Source organism: Enterobacter sp. 03-F-07-AD-ECC, assembly GCF_047530935.1.
GTDB lineage: Bacteria > Pseudomonadota > Gammaproteobacteria > Enterobacterales > Enterobacteriaceae > Enterobacter > Enterobacter cloacae.
In genome coordinates, this window is record NZ_JBLKBZ010000013.1 from 78,582 (window position 1) to 98,736 (window position 20,155).

Below are 20,155 nucleotides of genomic sequence, written 5' to 3' on the forward strand. Positions count from 1 at the left end.
CACACTTGTTAATACCTATAATTAGTTGCTAGCAAATTATTAACAAAAACTGACGAGTACACTTTCTATGGCTGAAACAAACTCTAAACAGCCGCGTCTACTGGTGACACTAACAGCGTTATTCGCCGCCTTCTGCGGCCTGTACCTGTTAATCGGTGGCGTCTGGCTGGTCGCAATCGGCGGCTCCTGGTACTACCCCATTGCGGGCCTGGTTATGCTTGGCGTAACTGTTCTGCTCTGGCGTAGAAAACAATCCGCACTGTGGCTTTATGCGGCATTACTCCTCGCAACCATGATCTGGGGCGTCTGGGAAGTCGGGTTCGACTTCTGGGCACTGACGCCACGCAGCGACATTCTGGTCTTCTTCGGTATCTGGCTGATCCTGCCGTTCGTCTGGCGTCGCCTGATTGTGCCTTCCAGCGGTGCCGTTGCAGCGCTGCTTGTCGCTCTGCTAATCAGTGGCGGTATCCTGACCTGGGCCGGCTTTAACGACCCGCAGGAGATCAACGGTACGCTGAATGCAGAATCCACCCCTGCGGCGGCTATCTCGCAGGTGGCTGACGGCGACTGGCCAGCGTATGGCCGTAACCAGGAAGGTCAGCGCTACTCCCCGCTGAAGCAGATCAACGCGGACAACGTGAAAAACCTGAAAGAAGCCTGGGTATTCCGTACCGGCGATCTGAAAATGCCGAACGATCCGGGTGAACTGACCAACGAAGTGACGCCAATTAAAGTGGGCAACATGCTTTATCTGTGTACGGCGCACCAGCGCCTGTTCGCGCTCGACGCGGCCACCGGTAAAGAGAAATGGCACTTCGATCCGCAGCTGAACTCCAACCCGTCGTTCCAGCACATCACCTGCCGCGGTGTCTCTTACCACGAAGCGCGTGCGGATAATGCCAGCCCGGACGTCATTGCCGACTGTCCTCGCCGCATTATGCTGCCGGTGAACGATGGCCGCCTGTTCGCAATTAACGCCGAAACGGGCAAGCTGTGCGAAACCTTCGCCAACAAAGGTATCCTGAACCTGCAGACCAACATGCCGGACACCACGCCGGGTCTGTATGAACCCACCTCACCGCCAATCATCACCGATAAAACCATCGTGATTGCTGGTTCGGTCACGGATAACTTCTCTACCCGCGAAACCTCTGGCGTTATCCGTGGTTTCGACGTGAATACCGGTAAACTGCTGTGGGCCTTCGATCCGGGCGCGAAAGATCCTAACGCAATCCCGTCTGATGAACACACCTTTACCTTCAACTCGCCAAACTCCTGGGCACCGGCTGCGTATGATGCGAAGCTGGATCTGGTCTACCTGCCAATGGGCGTGACCACGCCTGATATCTGGGGCGGTAACCGTACCCCTGAGCAGGAACGTTATGCCAGCTCCATTCTGGCGCTGAACGCGACAACCGGTAAACTGGCGTGGAGCTACCAGACCGTACACCACGATCTGTGGGATATGGATATGCCGTCCCAGCCAACGCTGGCGGACATTACCGTTAACGGCAAAACCGTTCCGGTGATTTATGCTCCGGCGAAAACCGGTAACATCTTCGTACTGGACCGTCGTAACGGCGAGCTGGTTGTGCCTGCACCGGAAAAACCGGTTCCTCAGGGTGCGGCTAAAGGCGATTACGTCACGAAAACGCAGCCGTTCTCCGAACTGAGCTTCCGTCCGAAGAAAGACCTCAGCGGCGCAGACATGTGGGGTGCCACCATGTTTGACCAGCTGGTGTGCCGCGTAATGTTCCATCAGTTGCGCTATGAAGGCATCTTTACCCCACCTTCTGAGCAGGGCACGCTAGTCTTCCCGGGTAACCTTGGGATGTTCGAATGGGGCGGGATCTCCGTTGACCCTAACCGCCAGGTAGCGATCGCCAACCCGATGGCGCTGCCGTTTGTCTCTAAACTGATCCCACGTGGTCCAGGTAACCCGATGGAGCAGCCGAAAGACGCGAAAGGCAGCGGTACCGAAGCCGGTATTCAGCCGCAGTATGGCGTACCGTTTGGCGTGACCCTGAATCCGTTCCTGTCTCCGTTTGGTCTGCCGTGTAAACAGCCTGCCTGGGGATATATCTCCGGTCTGGATCTGAAAACCAACCAGATCGTGTGGAAAAAACGTATTGGTACCCCGCAGGACAGCATGCCGTTCCCGATGCCGGTTCCGGTGCCGTTCAACATGGGTATGCCAATGCTGGGTGGCCCAATTTCCACCGCCGGTAACGTGCTGTTCATCGCGGCAACCGCAGATAACTACCTGCGCGCGTACAACATGACCAACGGTGAGAAACTGTGGCAAGGCCGTCTGCCAGCCGGTGGACAGGCAACGCCGATGACCTATGAAGTGAATGGCAAGCAGTACGTAGTCATCTCTGCGGGCGGTCACGGTTCGTTTGGCACGAAGATGGGCGACTATATTGTCGCGTATGCGTTGCCGGATGACGCAAAATAAATGCAAAACGGCAACCTCGGTTGCCGTTTTTTATGTTTGTTCCCTCTCCCACCGGGAGAGGGCCAGGGTGAGGGCATCAGGCCGCACCTGCGAAATGTAGGCCGGGTAAGGCGAAGCCGCCACCCGGCTTTTTTATACGGTAAAACCCAGCATCATCCCCGTATCTTCATGCTCCAGCAGATGACAGTGCGCCATATAGGCAAACTCCTTTGGCGCCTCGTGGTCAAACTTCACCAGCACCTCGCTGACGCCGCCTTCCACTCTCACTGTATCTTTCCAGCCCGCGCGATGCACATCCGGCGTTTTGCCGTTCTCTGAAAGAATACGGAACTGGGTGCCGTGAATATGGAACGGATGCAGCATCATGTCGCCTTCGCCTGAAATCACCCAGCGCTCAAACTGCCCTTTTGTAGCAGCAAACATTGTCGTGTTCATATCGAACGCTTTGCCGTTGATCATATTGGCATTGTGGAAATCAAACCCGTGACCGCCGTGATTCATACCGCCCATCTTGCCGTGATCCATGTTCATATGGCCCATCATCTGCCCGTGGTGCATCCCCGCCATCGCCTGATCGCCATACTTTTTCATCAGCGCCTGCATGCCCATCATGTCGAGCATCGGATCCATGGAGAGCTGCAGCTTACGTTGCGTAAGCCCAGCCAGCGACGGAAGTGCCGGCAGCGTGGTTAAGGTGTCCGGCAGCGTACCGGAGGCGGTGATCTGCAGCGGCTGAATACGTAAAACCGGGTGTGGCTTATCGAATGGCGCAACGGCCATCCCCATCTGGCTGACCGGGAGCGTCACCAGGTCAAATGACTTACCGTCGCTGATGTCCACCAGCACCTCAAAGCGCTCGCCCATCAGCACAGGGAGTTCATTCACTTTGACCGGCTCAGGCAGCAGTCCTCCGTCGCTCGCTACGACGTACAGCGGACGATTATCGCTGGTGGCAAAGTTCAGCGAGCGCGCGTTGCATCCGTTGAGCAGACGTAACCGCAGCCAGCCTTTTGGTGCAGCGTGCTGGGGGTAGATCGCGCCATTGGTCAGCAGCGTATCGCCAAACCAGCCTACCGCCGCGGTCATCACATCCAGCTGATAATCAATCTGACCGTCTGTGGAGAATTTTTTGTCCTGCACAATGACCGGCACATCGTCGATACCCCACTGTTTGGGCAGACGCAGCAGGCGACTTTCGTCATCTTCAATCAGCACCAGACCTGCCAGCCCCATGGCCACCTGATGGCCCGTTTTACCATGCTGATGCGGGTGGAACCAGCAGGTCGCCGCCCGCTGCTCGGGGGTAAAGGTCACGGTGCGCTTCCCGCCCGCTTTTATAATGCCTTGCGGGCCGCCGTCGACCTCGCCCGGCACTTCCAGCCCGTGCCAGTGCAGCGTCGTCTCTTCTGCCAGCGTGTTGTGAATATCAACGGTGACGGCTTTTCCTCTGCGCAACTGCAACGCCGGGCCAAGCACATTGCCGTTATAGCCCCAGGTGGTGGCGTTATATTTGCCAAAGGCCGTTTTACCGGACTGAACCACCAGCTGGATACGGCCACGGGCATCGGCGGTCAATAAATCAGGAATGGGTAAGGCAGGTCTGTCAGCCGCCAGAACCGCGCGACTCCACAGTGGTAATGCGCTGGCAACCCCCAACGCAACGGAATATTTTAGAAATTCACGACGTTGCATATTCATTTCCTTATTTCGTGCAGACGATCTTTTGAGCATAAACCCTCCCCTTACCGGAAGGTCAAGTTACGCGGCAATAATAAAGATCGTCGCACTGGCACCAAATATGCTAACGTTAATTTTCCGTGATGCAGTGGTAGAAGCAATGAAGACGTTTTTCAGGACAATTTTGTTCACCAGCCTGATGGCAATGTGTGCGAACAGCTATGCGCTCAGTGAAAATGAAGCGGAAGATATGGCCGATCTGACGGCGGTTTTTGTGTTCCTGAAAAATGATTGTGGCTACCAGAATTTACCCAACGGGCAAATTCGTCGCGCACTGGTCTTTTTTGCCCAGCAGAACCAATGGGACCTCAGCAACTACGACAGCTTCGACATGAAAGCGCTCGGTGAAGACAGTTACCGTGATTTAAGCGGTATTGGCATCCCAACGGCAAAAAAATGCAAAGCGCTGGCCCGCGATTCGCTTAGCCTGCTCGCCTACGTGAAATAACCTTCCCGACGCCTCTTGTTTCGCCTGGAACCGTGCAACCACGGTTATAGTTAGCTATCATGTTTCGCTCATTTTTCGTGAGTGTAACGGATGTTAACGAAGAGGAGTCTGCGTATGGCCGACCACACGTTGTGGCATGAAACACTGCATGACCAGTTTGGTCAGTACTTTGCCGTTGATAACGTGCTTTATCATGAGAAAACCGATCATCAGGATCTGATCATCTTCGAGAATGCCGCTTTTGGCCGCGTGATGGCGCTGGACGGCGTGGTGCAAACCACCGAGCGAGATGAGTTTATCTATCATGAGATGATGACCCACGTCCCGCTGCTGGCTCATGGTCACGCGAAGCACGTGCTGATTATCGGCGGCGGCGACGGGGCGATGCTGCGCGAAGTCTCCCGCCACCAGTCCATTGAAACCATCACCATGGTAGAGATCGACGCGGGCGTGGTCTCATTCTGTCGTCAGTACCTGCCTAACCATAATGCGGGTAGCTACGACGATCCGCGCTTTAAGCTGGTGATTGACGATGGCGTGAACTTCGTCAACCAGACGACCCAGACGTTTGACGTTATTATCTCCGACTGTACCGACCCTATCGGCCCGGGAGCCTCGCTATTTACCTCATCGTTCTACGAGGGTTGCAAGCGTTGTCTGAACCCTGGCGGTATCTTCGTGGCGCAAAATGGCGTCTGCTTCCTGCAGCAGGATGAAGCGCTCGACAGCCACCGCAAACTGAGCACCTATTTTGGCGATGTTAGCTTCTATCAGGCTGCCATTCCGACCTACTACGGCGGGATCATGACCTTTGCCTGGGCGACGGATAACGACGTCCTGCGTCATCTCTCCACGGAGATTATCCAGGCGCGCTTCCATCAGGCAGGTCTCCAGTGCCGTTACTACAATCCGGCGGTCCATACCGCAGCCTTCGCCTTGCCGCAGTACCTGCAAGATGCACTGTCCTCCCAGGGGGTGAACTAATTGAAAAAGCTTAAACTGCATGGCTTTAACAACCTGACCAAAAGCCTGAGTTTTTGTATTTACGATATCTGCTATGCCAAAACAGCGGAAGAGCGCGATGGCTACATCGCCTATATCGATGAACTCTACAATGCCAACCGACTGACCGAGATCCTGTCGGAAACCTGCTCTATTATCGGCGCAAATATTCTGAACATCGCCCGCCAGGATTATGAACCTCAGGGCGCTAGCGTGACCATTCTGGTCAGCGAAGAGCCGGTCGATCCTAAGCTTATCGACAAAACCGAACACCCGGGCCCGCTGCCTGAAGTGGTTGTCGCCCACCTCGATAAAAGCCATATCTGCGTGCACACCTACCCGGAAAGCCACCCGGAAGGCGGCCTGTGTACGTTCCGCGCCGATATTGAAGTATCCACCTGCGGCGTGATCTCCCCACTAAACGCGCTGAACTATTTAATTCACCAGCTGGAATCCGATATCGTCACCATTGATTATCGTGTGCGTGGTTTTACGCGCGATATCAACGGCATGAAGCACTTTATCGATCACGAGATCAACTCCATTCAGAACTTTATGTCCGAGGACATGAAATCGCTGTACGACATGATGGACGTGAACGTGTATCAGGAGAACATCTTCCACACCAAGATGCTGCTTAAGGGGTTTGACCTTAAGCACTACATGTTCCACACAAAGCCAGAAGATTTAAGCGAAGATGAGCGTAAGGTCATTACCGACCTGCTCTGGAAAGAGATGCGCGAAATCTACTACGGCCGCAATATTCCGGCCGTGTAAGACTCGCACGGAGCAAGGACGCTCCTGTGTGCTATTTCTGTTTCATAAACTCCCGGTACGCCGCCACGACCTGCAGAAAGTCCTCCACGCCGCACAGCGACAGGCTCTCTTCGTCGTAGTAGCTCATCCCCTCTTCCATCTCGTCGCCCGAGAATTCCAGCTGATTGGCCCGCACCATCACCTCTTCGCCATCCATCCACAGCGTGTATTCATGACCCGCACGTTGCCAGGAGCGTTCACTGCCTTTTATCGCATTCGCCGCCTGTTCAACTTCATCAAGAAGCGCAAGATTTTCTTTCACTTCTTCGTTAAACCAGTGTCCAACGGCTTCGTGGCCCATCGACATACGCACTTTCACCACCCCGGTGATGTCGCGCAGAAATTCGTAATCCATAGTGTTTTCCTCTGCAAAGCCATTACGGTAATTATCGCAGCAGAGAGGAAGAAAAAAAGCGTGTGAGGTGGGAGGAATGAAAATAAAAAGGTGAGAGCAAGGCCCTGCGGCCTGATGCCCTCACCCCGGCCCTCTCCCACGGGAGAGGGTGCAAACACTAAAAACCGTCTCGTGGAGACGGTTTTGCTTTTATACCGCCGTCTGGAAGATCACCCCGTCAGCTTTCTCGGTGTACTGAGAGAGCTGGTCGAAGTTCAGATAGCGATAGGTATCCACCGCCGTCTTATCAACCTGAGCAACGAAGGTCTGGTACTCTTCCGGCGTTGGCAGTTTGCCAATCAGCGCCGCAACCGCCGCCAGCTCAGCAGACGCCAGGTAGACGTTCGCACCGGTACCTAAACGGTTCGGGAAGTTACGGGTAGAGGTGGAGACCACCGTCGCACCGTCAGCCACGCGCGCCTGGTTACCCATACACAGGGAACAGCCAGGGATTTCGATGCGCGCACCGCTCTTACCAAACACGCTGTAGTAACCCTCTTCAGTCAGCTGCGCCGCATCCATACGGGTTGGTGGCGCTACCCACAGGCGGGTTGGCAGCTGGCCTTTGTGAGTATCCAGCAGTTTACCGGCAGCACGGAAGTGACCGATGTTGGTCATACAGGAACCGATGAACACTTCGTCGATCTTATCGCCCTGCACGTCAGACAGCAGACGCGCATCGTCAGGATCGTTCGGCGCACAGAGAATTGGCTCTTTAATGTCTGCCAGATCGATATCGATCACCGCCGCATATTCTGCGTCAGCATCGGCTTCCAGCAGCTGCGGATCCGCCAGCCATTTCTCCATCCCCTGAATACGACGCTCCAGCGTACGACGGTCACCGTAGCCTTCCGCAATCATCCACTTCAGCAGGACGATGTTAGAGTTCAGATACTCAATGATCGGCTCTTTGTTCAGCTTGATGGTACAACCCGCGGCGGAACGCTCTGCGGACGCATCGGTCAGTTCGAATGCCTGCTCAACTTTGAGATCCGGCAGCCCTTCAATTTCCAGGATGCGGCCAGAGAAGATGTTCTTCTTACCTTTCTTCTCAACGGTCAGCAGGCCCTGTTTGATGGCATACAGCGGGATAGCGTGAACCAGGTCGCGCAGGGTGATACCCGGCTGCATTTTACCTTTGAAACGCACCAGTACCGATTCCGGCATATCCAGCGGCATCACGCCGGTCGCTGCGGCAAACGCCACCAGACCGGAGCCCGCCGGGAAGGAGATACCAATCGGGAAACGGGTATGGGAGTCACCGCCGGTACCTACAGTATCCGGCAGCAGCATACGGTTCAGCCAGGAGTGGATAACGCCGTCGCCCGGACGCAGGGAGACGCCGCCACGGTTCATGATGAAGTCTGGCAGCGTGTGGTGCGTGGTTACGTCAACCGGCTTCGGATACGCCGCCGTGTGACAGAAGGACTGCATGACCAGATCGGATGAGAAGCCCAGGCACGCCAGGTCTTTCAGCTCGTCACGGGTCATTGGGCCAGTGGTGTCCTGAGAGCCCACAGAGGTCATCTTCGGCTCGCAGTAAGCGCCAGGACGGATACCGGCCACGCCGCACGCGCGGCCAACCATTTTCTGCGCCAGCGAGAAGCCACGATTGCTTTCTGCTACGTCTTTCGCATGACGGAACACGTCTGAGTGCGGCAGACCCAGCGCTTCACGCGCTTTGGTGGTCAGGCCACGACCGATGATCAGCGGGATACGGCCACCGGCACGCACTTCGTCGATCAGTACGTCGGTTTTCAGCTCGAAGCTCGCCAGCAGCTCGTTGGTGTCGTGGTTACGGACTTCACCTTTGTACGGGTAAACATCAATCACGTCGCCCATGTTCAGGTTAGAGACATCCACTTCGATTGGCAGTGCGCCAGCATCTTCCATGGTGTTGAAGAAGATTGGGGCAATCTTACCGCCCAGGCACAGGCCGCCACCGCGTTTGTTCGGCACATGCGGAATATCGTCACCCATAAACCACAGGACGGAGTTAGTGGCGGATTTACGGGAAGAACCGGTACCGACTACGTCACCGACGTAAGCCAGCGGGAACCCTTTTTTCTGCAACGCTTCGATCTGTTTGATCGGGCCGACAACGCCTGGCTGATCCGGCTCAATGCCTTCACGGGCGTTTTTCAGCATCGCCAGTGCGTGCAGCGGGATATCCGGGCGAGACCATGCATCCGGTGCCGGAGAGAGGTCATCGGTGTTGGTTTCACCGGTGACTTTGAATACGGTAACGGTAATTTTTTCAGCCAGCGCAGGACGGCTCAGGAACCATTCGGCATCGGCCCAGGACTGCATCACCTGCTTCGCATAGACGTTGCCTGCTTTGGCTTTTTCTTCCACATCGTAGAAGTTATCGAACATCAGCAGCGTTGAAGAGAGCGCTTTAGCGGCAATCGGTGCCAGCTTGTCGTTATCCAGCGCGTCAATCAGCGGATGAATGTTATAACCACCCTGCATGGTGCCGAGCAGTTCAATGGCTTTTTCAGGAGTAACCAGTGGGGAGGTGGCTTCGCCTTTGGCGATAGCAGCAAGGAATCCGGCTTTTACGTAGGCAGCTTCATCTACGCCAGGCGGTACGCGGTTGATCAGCAGATCTAACAGGAATTCTTCTTCGCCCTTAGGCGGGTTCTTCAGCAGCTCGACGAGCGCGGCCATTTGGGTTGCATCTAACGGTTTGGGTACAATTCCCTCGGCGGCACGTTCTGCTACGTGCTTACGGTATTCTTCTAGCACGACGGTTCTCCTCGCTCTCATTGTCATATGCGGCGGGCGTTCTCTTCACGCTCCTGTGAGACAGCAGTTTGTAGGGTAAATGCCCGATACCGCGTCGGGCAGCATAGCAGGATTTCTGCACAGTGTTAATCCGTTTACAAAAAAGCAACATTAAAAAATTTGCTGAATCGTTAAGCATGGTGTAGCGGGGAGACGAGACGAATTTTGGGTACAAAAAAACCGCCAAGTAGCGGTTTATTTGTTGCCTTGCGGTGGTAGCACACCGGGTTGGCAGATTTGCGGCAATCCCAACGCGATGAATTCTGCATCACAACCCGCTGGCTTGCAAGCCATCATGTCAGTTTTGCGTAGCGTCTTCCTGTTTCGAATGAAAACCCTTTTAACTTCATTTTTAGCCTTCTGAATTACCACCGAGTCGATTACTCTTCTCCTCGGCCTGCTTCGCTGGTGTAGCAACCAGTCTCCGGGCCCGGGAGCAGTTCCGTAACCTACGCGGCAATCCCAATTTGCCAGGTTCTGCCTTTCCCGGTGAAGAATGAACCCGCGTAGCCTGTACAGGAACGCACGCAATGGAGATGCGAATCACTGCGCTGATCGTTGCGCTCGGTTTACTGCTTACGGCACTGCACGGTGGCTGGAACATATCCGACATCACAGTGCTGTTTGTTGTCAACCTCGGCAACTAGCTGCTGGCCGCTCGCAAGAGCGGCCTTCTGAAATCCCAGCGGCTTTTCAGCTATCACATATAATTGTGTAATAAATACTCACACTCTTTATCCGGACGTACCGGCAGTTCCCCAACAAAAGTCAAAACAGTAAAAGGCGAGTGAATAATACTCACGCCAACCGTAACGCCTCACGGCACAGCGCCTGTCTCGTTGGAGTCATTTTATGAAGTTGCCCTTTAAACCACATCTGCTTGTTCTTCTGTGCAGTGCCGGGCTGTTTGCCGCCTCAGGCGTCATGTTTGTCAAAAGTCGGGCGACAGAGCCTGTCGCCCCCGCTCCCGTCGCACAACAACCGGTAACCCCCGCAGCAGCGCAACCCGCCCCCGTCGTCGCCCCAGCCTATACGGCCGCGCAAATCGATCAGTGGGTTGCTCCCATCGCGCTCTATCCGGATGCCCTGCTGTCCCAAATTTTAATGGCCTCGACCTACCCGGCCAACGTCATCCAGGCGGCGCAGTGGTCCAAAGACAACCCTAAAATGGAAGGAGACGCCGCTATCCAGGCCGTTGCCAGCCAGCCCTGGGATCCCAGCGTAAAATCGCTGGTCGCGTTTCCTCAACTGATGTCGCTGATGGGTGAAAACCCGCCGTGGGTACAAAATCTGGGGGATGCGTTTCTCGCGCAACCGAAGGATGTCATGGATTCCGTCCAACGCCTGCGCGCGCTGGCTCAAAAGACCGGCGCCTTACAATCGACGCCTCAGCAGACGGTCACCACCGTGACGAAACCTGCCCCGGCCAAATCGGCCACCAGCGAATCGACGACTTCCACCACGCCTGCCCCGACGGTGATCAAAATTGAATCCGCGGATCCGCAGGTCGTTTACGTCCCCACCTATAACCCCAATACCGTCTACGGTACCTGGCCAAACACTGCCTATCCGCCAACCTATCTTCCTCCTTCACCGGGAGAGCAGTTTACGGACAGTCTGGTCAAAGGCTTAGGCTTCAGCCTGGGTGTGGCGACAACCTACGCCATCTTCAGCAACATCGACTGGGATGATGACGACGACTGGAACCACCATCATGACGATGACTGGAATCACGGCGGCTATAACCGCAACGGTGATAACAATATCAATATCAACGTTGAGAACTTCAACAAAATCAGTGGTCAACGCCTGACGGATGCCAACCGCACCTGGCAGCATAACCCGGCGTATCGGGAAGGTGTGCCCTACCCCACCAGCCAGCTCAATAACCGCTTCCATTCCACTAACACGGTAACGGGGCTCAGTTCTACGCAGCAAAAACCGGTTAACCGCGACAGCCAGCGTCAGGCGGCCCTGAGCCAGATGGAGAAATCGACGGGTAAAACCTTCCCGCAAACCGCGCGTCCGGGAACCAGAGATGCACAGCGCCAGGCTTCAGGCGAACAGTTGAAGCAGATATCCCAGCGCAACAACTACCGTGGCTACGACACCAGACCGCAAACGGCAAAGCGAACCACCTCGCAGCAGCGTGATAATCACCCTGCCGTAACCCAGCGGCAGGAGAAACGGATCGCGCAGCCTGCTCAGCAACGCCATATCCCGCAGCGAACCAGCCAACCTCGCGCAAATGCCTTGAGCGGCAACGACAGCCGCTCTGCCAACTGGCAAGCCCAGCAGCAACGGGGGGCGCAAAGCAGACAATTGGCTGCCCGTCATCAGCAGCCGCGTCAGGCCCCTGCCGGACGTGCTGAACACCGTGAATTCCGTCATCGTTAAGGGAGCCAACATGAAAAAGAATCTTGTCTGTGGAATGGTGTTGTTCATGATGTCCGCCGCTGCGATGGCACAGCAATCCTTCAGCACGCCCGCTCAGGCGACCGATGCGCTGGCGCATGCCATCAGTGAGCAGAATGAAACGGCGATGAACAATCTGCTTGGAGAGAACTGGCGCGATTTTCTGCCGCCTGAAGGGGTCGATCCTGATGCCGTCGATCGTTTCCTCCGCGACTGGAAGGTGCGGCACAACACGGTTATCGACGGTAATACGGCACATCTGGTTGTCGGAAATAACGACTGGCAGTTGCCCATCCCGGTTGTCAAAACCGCTACCGGATGGCAATTCGATATCAAGGAGGGCGCCGAGGAGATCCTGACCCGCGAGATCGGGCGTAACGAGCTTGCCGCCATCGAAGCATTACATGCCTATGTGGATGCCCAGCAGAGCTATTTCGCCATGAATCAAAAATACGCGCAGAAAATTGTCAGCTCTGAAGGGAAAAAAGATGGTCTCTACTGGCCCGTTTCGCCGGGTGAAGCCCCCAGCCCGCTGGGACCGGCCTTCAGCCCCAAAGAGCCCGGTGCAGGCTATCACGGCTATCGGTTCCGTATCCTGCCTGATGAAAAAGGCTTTGCGATGGTGGCGTGGCCCGTCAGCTATGGCCAGACAGGCGTCATGAGCTTTGTGATAAACCAGGATGACAAAGTGTACCAGGCCGATCTCGGCAATGACTCTGAGCAGAAAGCCCAGGCGTTAACCGCCTATAGCCCGGATAAAACCTGGCAGCCTGTGGCTCCCTGAATCCAGCACATAAAAAAAGCGGCCACAGGCCGCTTTTTTTGTCTGAAGAAACTTATTTCTTCTTCGCTTTCGCGTTTGGCAGGTCGGTGATGCTACCTTCAAACACTTCTGCCGCCAGGCCCACGGACTCGTGCAGAGTTGGGTGAGCGTGGATGGTCAGCGCGATGTCTTCCGCGTCGCAACCCATTTCGATCGCCAGACCGATTTCACCCAGCAGCTCGCCGCCGTTGGTACCGACAATCGCACCACCGATAACGCGGTGAGTCTCTTTGTCGAAGATCAGTTTGGTCATACCGTCTGCGCAATCGGAAGCGATAGCACGGCCAGAAGCAGCCCACGGGAAGGTGGCGGTTTCGTAGCTGATGCCTTTCTCTTTCGCTTCTTTCTCGGTCAGACCGACCCATGCCACTTCTGGCTCGGTGTACGCGATAGATGGGATCACTTTCGGATCGAAGTAGTGTTTCATGCCGGCGATAACTTCAGCGGCAACGTGACCTTCGTGAACACCTTTGTGCGCCAGCATTGGCTGACCGACGATATCGCCGATAGCAAAGATGTGCGGCACGTTAGTGCGCAGCTGTTTGTCAACGCGGATGAAGCCACGGTCGTCCACTTCCACGCCAGCTTTGCCCGCGTCGAGGTTCTTACCGTTCGGCACACGGCCGATCGCCACCAGCACGGCGTCGTAACGCTGTGGTTCGGATGGCGCTTTTTTACCTTCCATGGAAACGTAAATACCGTCTTCTTTCGCTTCAACGGCAGTCACTTTGGTTTCCAGCATCAGGTTGAATTTCTTGCTGATACGCTTGGTGAAGACTTTAACGATGTCTTTATCCGCAGCCGGGATAACCTGGTCGAACATTTCAACCACGTCAATGTCTGAACCCAGCGCATGGTACACGGTACCCATTTCCAGACCGATGATACCGCCGCCCATAACCAGCAGACGTTTTGGAACGGTTTTCAGTTCCAGGGCATCGGTGGAATCCCACACGCGTGGATCTTCATGTGGAATGAATGGCAGTTCGATTGGACGAGAGCCCGCCGCGATGATCGCGTTGTCGAAGTTGATTACGGTTTTGCCGTTTTCGCCTTCCACTTCAAGAGTGTTCGCGCCGGTGAATTTACCCAGACCGTTAACCACTTTCACTTTACGGCCTTTCGCCATGCCAGCCAGACCACCGGTCAGCTGAGTGATAACTTTCTCTTTCCAGGTACGGATTTTATCGATATCGGTTTTCGGCTCGCCGAAGACGATACCGTGTTCAGCCAGCGCTTTGGCTTCTTCGATAACTTTCGCTACGTGCAGCAGCGCTTTAGAAGGGATACAACCTACGTTCAGACAAACACCACCAAGGGTGTTGTAACGTTCTACGATGACGGTTTCCAGACCTAAATCAGCGCAACGGAAGGCTGCAGAGTAACCTGCGGGACCTGCCCCAAGTACCACGACCTGAGTTTTGATTTCAGTACTCATCATGACCTCTTATTGATTTCCGGCGGTCCAGGTACTTGTCGCCCTTCATCCACCGGGACGTTCTATCCGCTCGCAGTTTACAAAATTGTTAACAATTTTGAAACAACAAACGGCTCACGAATTGTCGCTTTCGCCAATAACCTCACAAACCACATGAGATTAACAGAAAAAAGCCGGCCGACTGGCCGGCTTTTCACTTACATCACCAGGCGGCGAATGTCACTCAGCATGTTGTTGATGATGGTGATGAAACGCGCACCATCAGCACCGTCGATCACGCGGTGGTCGAAGGACAGAGAGATTGGCATCATCAGACGCGGCACGAACTCTTTGCCATTCCACACCGGCTCCATCGCGGACTTGGACACACCGAGGATAGCCACTTCCGGCGCGTTAACAATCGGTGCGAAGTGGGTAGTACCCAGGCCGCCGATGCTGGAGATAGTGAAGCAGCCGCCCTGCATTTCGCCGGCAGTCAGCTTACCATCACGCGCTTTTTTGGAGATGGTGGTCAGTTCACGGGACAGCTCAGTGATGCTCTTCTTGTTCACGTCTTTGAAGACCGGAACAACCAGACCATTTGGCGTATCAACCGCAACACCGATGTTGATGTATTTCTTCAGCGTCAGCTTCTGGCCATCTTCGGACAGGGAGCTGTTGAAGCGAGGCATCTGCTCCAGGGCAGCGGCAACGGCTTTCATGATGAAGACCACTGGGGTGAATTTCACGTCCAGTTTACGCTTCTCAGCTTCGGCGTTCTGCTGTTTACGGAACGCTTCCAGATCGGTGATATCGGTTTTGTCGAAGTGCGTAACGTGCGGGATCATGACCCAGTTACGGCTCAGGTTAGCACCAGAGATTTTCTGGATGCGGCCCAGTTCCACTTCTTCAATTTCACCGAACTTGCTGAAGTCCACCTTCGGCCATGGCAGCATGCCCGGGATACCGCCGCCTGCGGCTGCAGCTGGTGCAGCTTCAGCGCGTTTCACCGCGTCTTTCACATAAGCCTGAACGTCTTCGCGCAGGATACGACCTTTACGGCCAGTCCCTTTCACTTTCGCCAGGTTCACGCCGAATTCGCGCGCCAGGCGACGAATCAGCGGGGTCGCGTGGACGTAAGCGTCGTTTTCAGCGAACTCAGATTTGCTTTCCGCTTTTGCAGCAGGTGCCGCTGGTTTAGCAGCCTGAGCCGGAGCAGCAGCCGGTGCTGGAGCAGCCGCGGCAGCCGGAGCGGCAGCAGGCGCAGCGCCTTCCACTTCGAAGACCATGATCAGAGAGCCGGTAGAGACTTTGTCGCCGGTGCTGATTTTGATCTCTTTAACGGTACCCGCGAACGGCGCAGGCACTTCCATAGAGGCTTTGTCGCCTTCAACGGTGATCAGTGACTGTTCAGCGGCAACTTTGTCGCCCACTTTCACCATCACTTCGGTCACTTCGACTTCGTCACCGCCGATGTCAGGAACGTTAACGTCTTTCACGCCGCCTGCTGCTGGTGCAGCCGCTGGAGCCGGAGCAGCAGCCTGAGCTGGCGCAGCGGCAGGTGCAGCACCCGCCACTTCGAAGATCATGATCAGAGAGCCGGTAGACACTTTGTCACCGGTGTTGATCTTGATCTCTTTAACGGTGCCCGCGAACGGCGCCGGCACTTCCATAGACGCTTTATCGCCTTCTACGGTGATCAGAGACTGCTCAGCTGCAACGGTATCGCCCACTTTCACCAGGATTTCAGTGACTTCAACTTCGTCACCACCGATGTCAGGCACGTTAACTTCTTTCGCTGCCGCGGCAGCTGCTGGAGCAGCGGCGGCCGGAGCTTCTTTCTTCTCTTCCTGCGCAGGTGCAGCAGCTGCTGCACCGTCGGCGGAATCGAAAATCATGATCAGTTTGCCAGTCTCGGTTTTATCGCCAACAGAGACTTTGATCTCTTTAACGATGCCAGCCTGAGGAGACGGGACTTCCATAGAGGCTTTGTCGCCTTCTACGGTGATCAGCGACTGTTCAGCTTCAACTTTGTCGCCTACTTTGACCAGGATCTCGGTGATTTCAACTTCATCAGCCCCGATGTCCGGTACATTGATTTCGATAGCCATTATTCTTTTACCTCTTACGCCAGACGCGGGTTAACTTTTTCTGCATCGATGTTGAATTTGGTAATTGCGTCCGCAACCACTTTCTTATCGATTTCGCCACGTTTAGCCAGTTCGCCCAGTGCTGCTACAACCACGTAAGAAGCATCAACTTCGAAGTGGTGACGCAGGTTTTCGCGGCTGTCAGAACGACCGAAGCCGTCAGTACCCAGTACGCGATAATCATCAGCTGGAACGTAAGTACGAACCTGCTCAGCGAACAGTTTCATATAGTCAGTAGACGCCACCGCTGGCGCGTCGTTCATCACCTGAGCGATGTACGGAACGCGTGGGGTTTCCATTGGGTGCAGCATGTTCCAGCGCTCACAATCCTGGCCATCACGCGCCAGTTCAGTGAAGGAGGTCACGCTGTACACGTCGGAACCCACACCGTAGTCTTTCGCCAGGATCTGCGCTGCTTCACGAACGTGACGCAGAATAGAACCGGAGCCCAGCAGCTGAACTTTACCTTTGCTACCTTCAATGGTTTCGAGTTTATAGATACCTTTACGGATACCTTCCTCGGCACCTGCTGGCATTGCCGGCATGTGGTAGTTTTCGTTCAGGGTGGTGATGTAGTAGTAAATGTTCTCTTGCGCTTCGCCGTACATGCGCTGCAGACCGTCATGCATGATGACTGCCACTTCGTACGCGTAAGACGGGTCGTAAGAGATACAGTTAGGGATAGTCAGAGACTGAATGTGGCTGTGGCCATCTTCGTGCTGCAGACCTTCACCGTTCAGGGTCGTACGACCGGAAGTACCACCAATCAGGAAGCCGCGAGCCTGCTGGTCGCCTGCCTGCCAGCACAGGTCACCGATACGCTGGAACCCGAACATGGAGTAGTAGATGTAGAACGGGATCATCGGCAGGTTGTTGGTGCTGTAGGAGGTCGCAGCAGCCAGCCAGGATGCGCCTGCGCCCAGCTCGTTGATACCTTCCTGCAGGATCTGACCTTTCTCGTCTTCTTTGTAGTAAGCAACCTGCTCACGGTCCTGCGGGGTGTACTGCTGGCCGTTCGGGCTGTAGATACCGATCTGACGGAACAGACCTTCCATACCGAAAGTACGCGCTTCGTCAGCGATGATTGGCACCAGACGATCTTTGATCGACTTGTTCTTCAGCATCACGTTCAGGGCACGAACGAAAGCGATAGTGGTGGAGATCTCTTTGTTCTGCTCTTCCAGCAGCTGAGAGAAGTCTTCCAGCGCTGGCAGTTCCAGTTTCTCGGTGAAGTTAGGCTGACGAGCTGGCAGGTAGCCTTTCAGCGCCTGACGACGTTCGTGCAGGTATTTGTACTCTTCAGAACCTTCCGGGAAGGTGATGTAAGACAGGTTTTCTACCTGCTCATCGGTCACTGGCACGTTGAAACGGTCGCGAATATAGCGCACGCCGTCCATGTTCATTTTCTTAACCTGGTGAGCGATGTTTTTACCTTCTGCGGTATCACCCATGCCGTAACCTTTGATGGTGTGGGCCAGGATTACAGTCGCTTTACCTTTGGTTTCGCGCGCTTTTTTCAGTGCTGCGTAGATTTTCTTCGGATCGTGACCACCACGGTTCAGCGCCCAGATCTGCTCGTCAGTCCAGTCTGCAACCAGTGCGGCGGTTTCAGGATATTTGCCGAAGAAGTGCTCACGAACGTAGGCACCGTCTTTAGATTTGAAGGTCTGGTAGTCACCGTCAACGGTTTCGTTCATCAGCTGGATCAGTTTACCGCTGGTGTCTTTACGCAGCAGTTCGTCCCAACGGGAACCCCACATTACTTTGATAACGTTCCAGCCAGCACCTGCGAAGATGCCTTCCAGTTCGTTGATGATCTTACCGTTACCGGTTACCGGACCATCCAGACGTTGCAGGTTACAGTTGATGATGAAGCACAGGTTGTCCAGCTTCTCACGGGTAGCGATGGTGATCGCACCTTTAGATTCTGGCTCATCCATCTCACCGTCACCCAGGAAGGCGTAAACGGTTTGCTCAGAGGTATCTTTCAGACCACGGTGTTCCAGGTACTTCAGGAATTTCGCCTGATAGATTGCACCGATTGGGCCCAGACCCATGGATACGGTCGGGAACTGCCAGAATTCAGGCATCAGTTTAGGGTGCGGGTAAGAAGACAGACCTTTACCGTGAACTTCCTGACGGAAGTTATTCATCTGCTCTTCAGTCAGACGACCTTCCAGGAATGCACGTGCATAGATGCCCGGAGAGATGTGGCCCTGGAAGTACACCAGGTCGCCGCCGTCTTTCTCGTTAGCAGCACGGAAGAAGTGGTTGAAGCACACTTCGTAAACGGTCGCAGAGGACTGGAAGGACGCCATGTGGCCACCCAGCTCCAGATCTTTCTTGGACGCACGCAGAACGGTCATGATGGCGTTCCAGCGGATAGCAGAACGGATACGGCGTTCCAGATCCAGATTGCCCGGGTATTCCGGTTCGTCTTCAACGGCAATCGTGTTTACGTAGTTGCTAGCCCCTGCACCTGAAGCAACCTTCACGCCGCCTTTGCGGGCTTCAGAAAGCAGCTGATCAATCAGATACTGAGCGCGCTCAACACCTTCTTCACGGATGACCGATTCGATCGCCTGTAGCCAGTCGCGAGTTTCGATCGGATCCACGTCATTTTGGAGACGTTCTGACATGGGGGTATTCCTTATCTATCTAATACGTTGATTTGTCTGGAACCTGTCCCATTGTATTTTCGTCAGAAAACACAATAAGACAGGTTCTGCGTTTAGTTGCCGCGCTCTAAAAGTACCTGGCGCTTAATCCTTTCGTTGCTGTATGCGGCGTAATGAACGTTCGCGACGCGATTGTTCTCGGCTGCGGTCCAGCAAGATTTCCTCAATGAAAGCCAGATGTCGGTGCGACGCTTCGCGCGCCTGCTCCGGTTCCCCGGCCATTATCGCCTCGAATACTCGGGTGCGATGGTTGCTTACCAGCGGGAGCATGTCCCGACGGGCATACAACAATTCAAAATTTTGACGAACGTTCTGGGCCAGCATCGGCTCCATGCAGCGTAGCAGATGGAGGAGCACTACGTTGTGTGCCGCTTCGGTGACGGCAATCTGATACTGGACGACGGCATTGGACTCGGCGTCTAAATCGCCGGACTGCTGTGCCCGTTCAATGGCCTGATGCAGTTCGCGGATACGCACGCGATCTTCATCAGTGCTGCGAAGGGCGGCGTAATAGGCCGCGATACCTTCAAGCGCGTGACGGGTCTCAAGCAGATCAAACTGGGATTCTGGGTGGTCAGAGAGAAGTTCTACCAGCGGATCGCTGAAGCTCTGCCACAGGCTGTTTTGAACAAAGGTTCCGCCGCCCTGGCGACGAAGCAGCAAGCCCTTTGCTTCGAGGCGTTGAATCGCCTCACGCAGAGAGGGGCGGGATACGTCGAACTGTTTAGCCAGCTCGCGTTCTGGCGGAAGTTTCTCACCCGGGCGCAGTGTCCCCTCGAGGATTAAAAACTCCAGCTGCTGCTCAATCACATCGGATAGTTTTGGTTGGCGAATTTTGCTGTAGGCCATATTCCCTGTCTTACGCCTTTTTGCCCGGAGTCAATTGGTCTTACCAATTTCAAGTTCGTATCGCTAAAGTAACAAAGTATTCACCTTCTGTCCATATTGGTTTTGATTGAAATCAGTAAACCCTGCACATTTTAACAACCTTACAGAAATAACGTTTCAGAAATGTAACTTTGCACAAATG

13 protein-coding genes are annotated in these 20,155 nt (G+C 54.8%); 6 read left to right on the plus strand and 7 right to left on the minus strand.

The features are described 5' to 3' along the window. Positions 1 to 67 precede the first annotated feature (67 nt). A complete protein-coding gene (locus ACMWKA_RS17975) occupies positions 68 to 2,458 on the plus strand; it encodes a glucose/quinate/shikimate family membrane-bound PQQ-dependent dehydrogenase (RefSeq protein ID WP_013095613.1) in 2,391 nt (796 codons plus the stop codon). Between the two features lie 132 nt (positions 2,459 to 2,590). Here the strand turns inward: ACMWKA_RS17975 and cueO are convergent, their stop codons facing one another. Next, complete coding sequence (gene cueO / locus ACMWKA_RS17980) at positions 2,591 to 4,150, minus strand: multicopper oxidase CueO (RefSeq protein WP_414760471.1); 1,560 nt, start codon at positions 4,148 to 4,150, stop codon at positions 2,591 to 2,593. A gap of 145 nt (positions 4,151 to 4,295) precedes the next feature. On the opposite strand from cueO, the gene ACMWKA_RS17985 reads away from it, so the two are divergent. The 3 genes from ACMWKA_RS17985 to speD all read left to right on the plus strand — a co-directional run bounded on the left by ACMWKA_RS17985 (position 4,296) and on the right by speD (position 6,422). Further along, entirely contained in the window at positions 4,296 to 4,643 is a 348-nt protein-coding gene (locus ACMWKA_RS17985) for a YacC family pilotin-like protein (protein WP_014830675.1), read from the plus strand. Between the two features lie 114 nt (positions 4,644 to 4,757). Next, a complete protein-coding gene (gene speE, locus ACMWKA_RS17990) occupies positions 4,758 to 5,627 on the plus strand; it encodes a polyamine aminopropyltransferase (RefSeq protein WP_013095610.1) in 870 nt (289 codons plus the stop codon). Next, a complete protein-coding gene (gene speD, locus ACMWKA_RS17995; RefSeq protein WP_414760472.1) occupies positions 5,628 to 6,422 on the plus strand; it encodes an adenosylmethionine decarboxylase in 795 nt (264 codons plus the stop codon). Positions 6,423 to 6,453: 31 nt separating this feature from the next. On the opposite strand, the gene yacL is transcribed toward speD, so the two are convergent. Next, complete coding sequence (yacL, locus tag ACMWKA_RS18000) at positions 6,454 to 6,816, minus strand: protein YacL (RefSeq protein ID WP_045292712.1); 363 nt, start codon at positions 6,814 to 6,816, stop codon at positions 6,454 to 6,456. A gap of 189 nt (positions 6,817 to 7,005) precedes the next feature. After that, a complete protein-coding gene (acnB, locus tag ACMWKA_RS18005) occupies positions 7,006 to 9,603 on the minus strand; it encodes a bifunctional aconitate hydratase 2/2-methylisocitrate dehydratase (RefSeq protein WP_194500983.1) in 2,598 nt (865 codons plus the stop codon). A gap of 891 nt (positions 9,604 to 10,494) precedes the next feature. On the opposite strand from acnB, the gene ACMWKA_RS18010 reads away from it, so the two are divergent. Together ACMWKA_RS18010 and ACMWKA_RS18015 are read left to right on the plus strand one after the other, a co-directional pair. Continuing rightward, a complete protein-coding gene (locus tag ACMWKA_RS18010) occupies positions 10,495 to 12,039 on the plus strand; it encodes a DUF3300 domain-containing protein (RefSeq protein WP_252000012.1) in 1,545 nt (514 codons plus the stop codon). A 10-nt stretch (positions 12,040 to 12,049) separates the two neighbouring features. After that, positions 12,050 to 12,841: a DUF2950 family protein gene (locus ACMWKA_RS18015; protein ID WP_128310634.1), complete on the plus strand. Its 792-nt coding sequence runs from the start codon at positions 12,050 to 12,052 to the stop codon at positions 12,839 to 12,841. A gap of 52 nt (positions 12,842 to 12,893) precedes the next feature. Here the strand turns inward: ACMWKA_RS18015 and lpdA are convergent, their stop codons facing one another. The 4 genes from lpdA to pdhR all read right to left on the minus strand — a co-directional run bounded on the left by lpdA (position 12,894) and on the right by pdhR (position 19,974). Next, complete coding sequence (lpdA, locus tag ACMWKA_RS18020) at positions 12,894 to 14,318, minus strand: dihydrolipoyl dehydrogenase (protein WP_014830669.1); 1,425 nt, start codon at positions 14,316 to 14,318, stop codon at positions 12,894 to 12,896. 197 nt (positions 14,319 to 14,515) lie between these two features. Further along, on the minus strand, positions 14,516 to 16,408 hold the full coding sequence (gene aceF / locus ACMWKA_RS18025) for a pyruvate dehydrogenase complex dihydrolipoyllysine-residue acetyltransferase (RefSeq protein WP_023620930.1): 1,893 nt from the start codon (positions 16,406 to 16,408) through the stop codon (positions 14,516 to 14,518). 14 nt (positions 16,409 to 16,422) lie between these two features. Next, positions 16,423 to 19,086 (minus strand): pyruvate dehydrogenase (acetyl-transferring), homodimeric type, encoded by a 2,664-nt coding sequence (gene aceE / locus ACMWKA_RS18030; RefSeq protein ID WP_013095597.1) that lies wholly within the window; start codon positions 19,084 to 19,086, stop codon positions 16,423 to 16,425. A gap of 123 nt (positions 19,087 to 19,209) precedes the next feature. Next, positions 19,210 to 19,974, minus strand: a complete 765-nt coding sequence (pdhR, locus tag ACMWKA_RS18035) for a pyruvate dehydrogenase complex transcriptional repressor PdhR (protein ID WP_013095596.1) — start codon at positions 19,972 to 19,974, stop codon at positions 19,210 to 19,212. Positions 19,975 to 20,155: the final 181 nt, after the last annotated feature.

What these genes read in the sequence shown, in the direction of transcription:
- ACMWKA_RS17975 (WP_013095613.1), top strand. Translation starts at nt 68, where the DNA reads ATGGCTGAAACAAACTCTAAACAGCCGCGTCTACTGGTGACACTAACA.
- cueO (WP_414760471.1), bottom strand. Translation starts at nt 4,150, where the DNA reads ATGCAACGTCGTGAATTTCTAAAATATTCCGTTGCGTTGGGGGTTGCC.
- ACMWKA_RS17985 (WP_014830675.1), top strand. Translation starts at nt 4,296, where the DNA reads ATGAAGACGTTTTTCAGGACAATTTTGTTCACCAGCCTGATGGCAATG.
- speE (WP_013095610.1), top strand. Translation starts at nt 4,758, where the DNA reads ATGGCCGACCACACGTTGTGGCATGAAACACTGCATGACCAGTTTGGT.
- yacL (WP_045292712.1), bottom strand. Translation starts at nt 6,816, where the DNA reads ATGGATTACGAATTTCTGCGCGACATCACCGGGGTGGTGAAAGTGCGT.
- ACMWKA_RS18010 (WP_252000012.1), top strand. Translation starts at nt 10,495, where the DNA reads ATGAAGTTGCCCTTTAAACCACATCTGCTTGTTCTTCTGTGCAGTGCC.
- ACMWKA_RS18015 (WP_128310634.1), top strand. Translation starts at nt 12,050, where the DNA reads ATGAAAAAGAATCTTGTCTGTGGAATGGTGTTGTTCATGATGTCCGCC.
- lpdA (WP_014830669.1), bottom strand. Translation starts at nt 14,318, where the DNA reads ATGAGTACTGAAATCAAAACTCAGGTCGTGGTACTTGGGGCAGGTCCC.
- aceF (WP_023620930.1), bottom strand. Translation starts at nt 16,408, where the DNA reads ATGGCTATCGAAATCAATGTACCGGACATCGGGGCTGATGAAGTTGAA.
- aceE (WP_013095597.1), bottom strand. Translation starts at nt 19,086, where the DNA reads ATGTCAGAACGTCTCCAAAATGACGTGGATCCGATCGAAACTCGCGAC.
- pdhR (WP_013095596.1), bottom strand. Translation starts at nt 19,974, where the DNA reads ATGGCCTACAGCAAAATTCGCCAACCAAAACTATCCGATGTGATTGAG.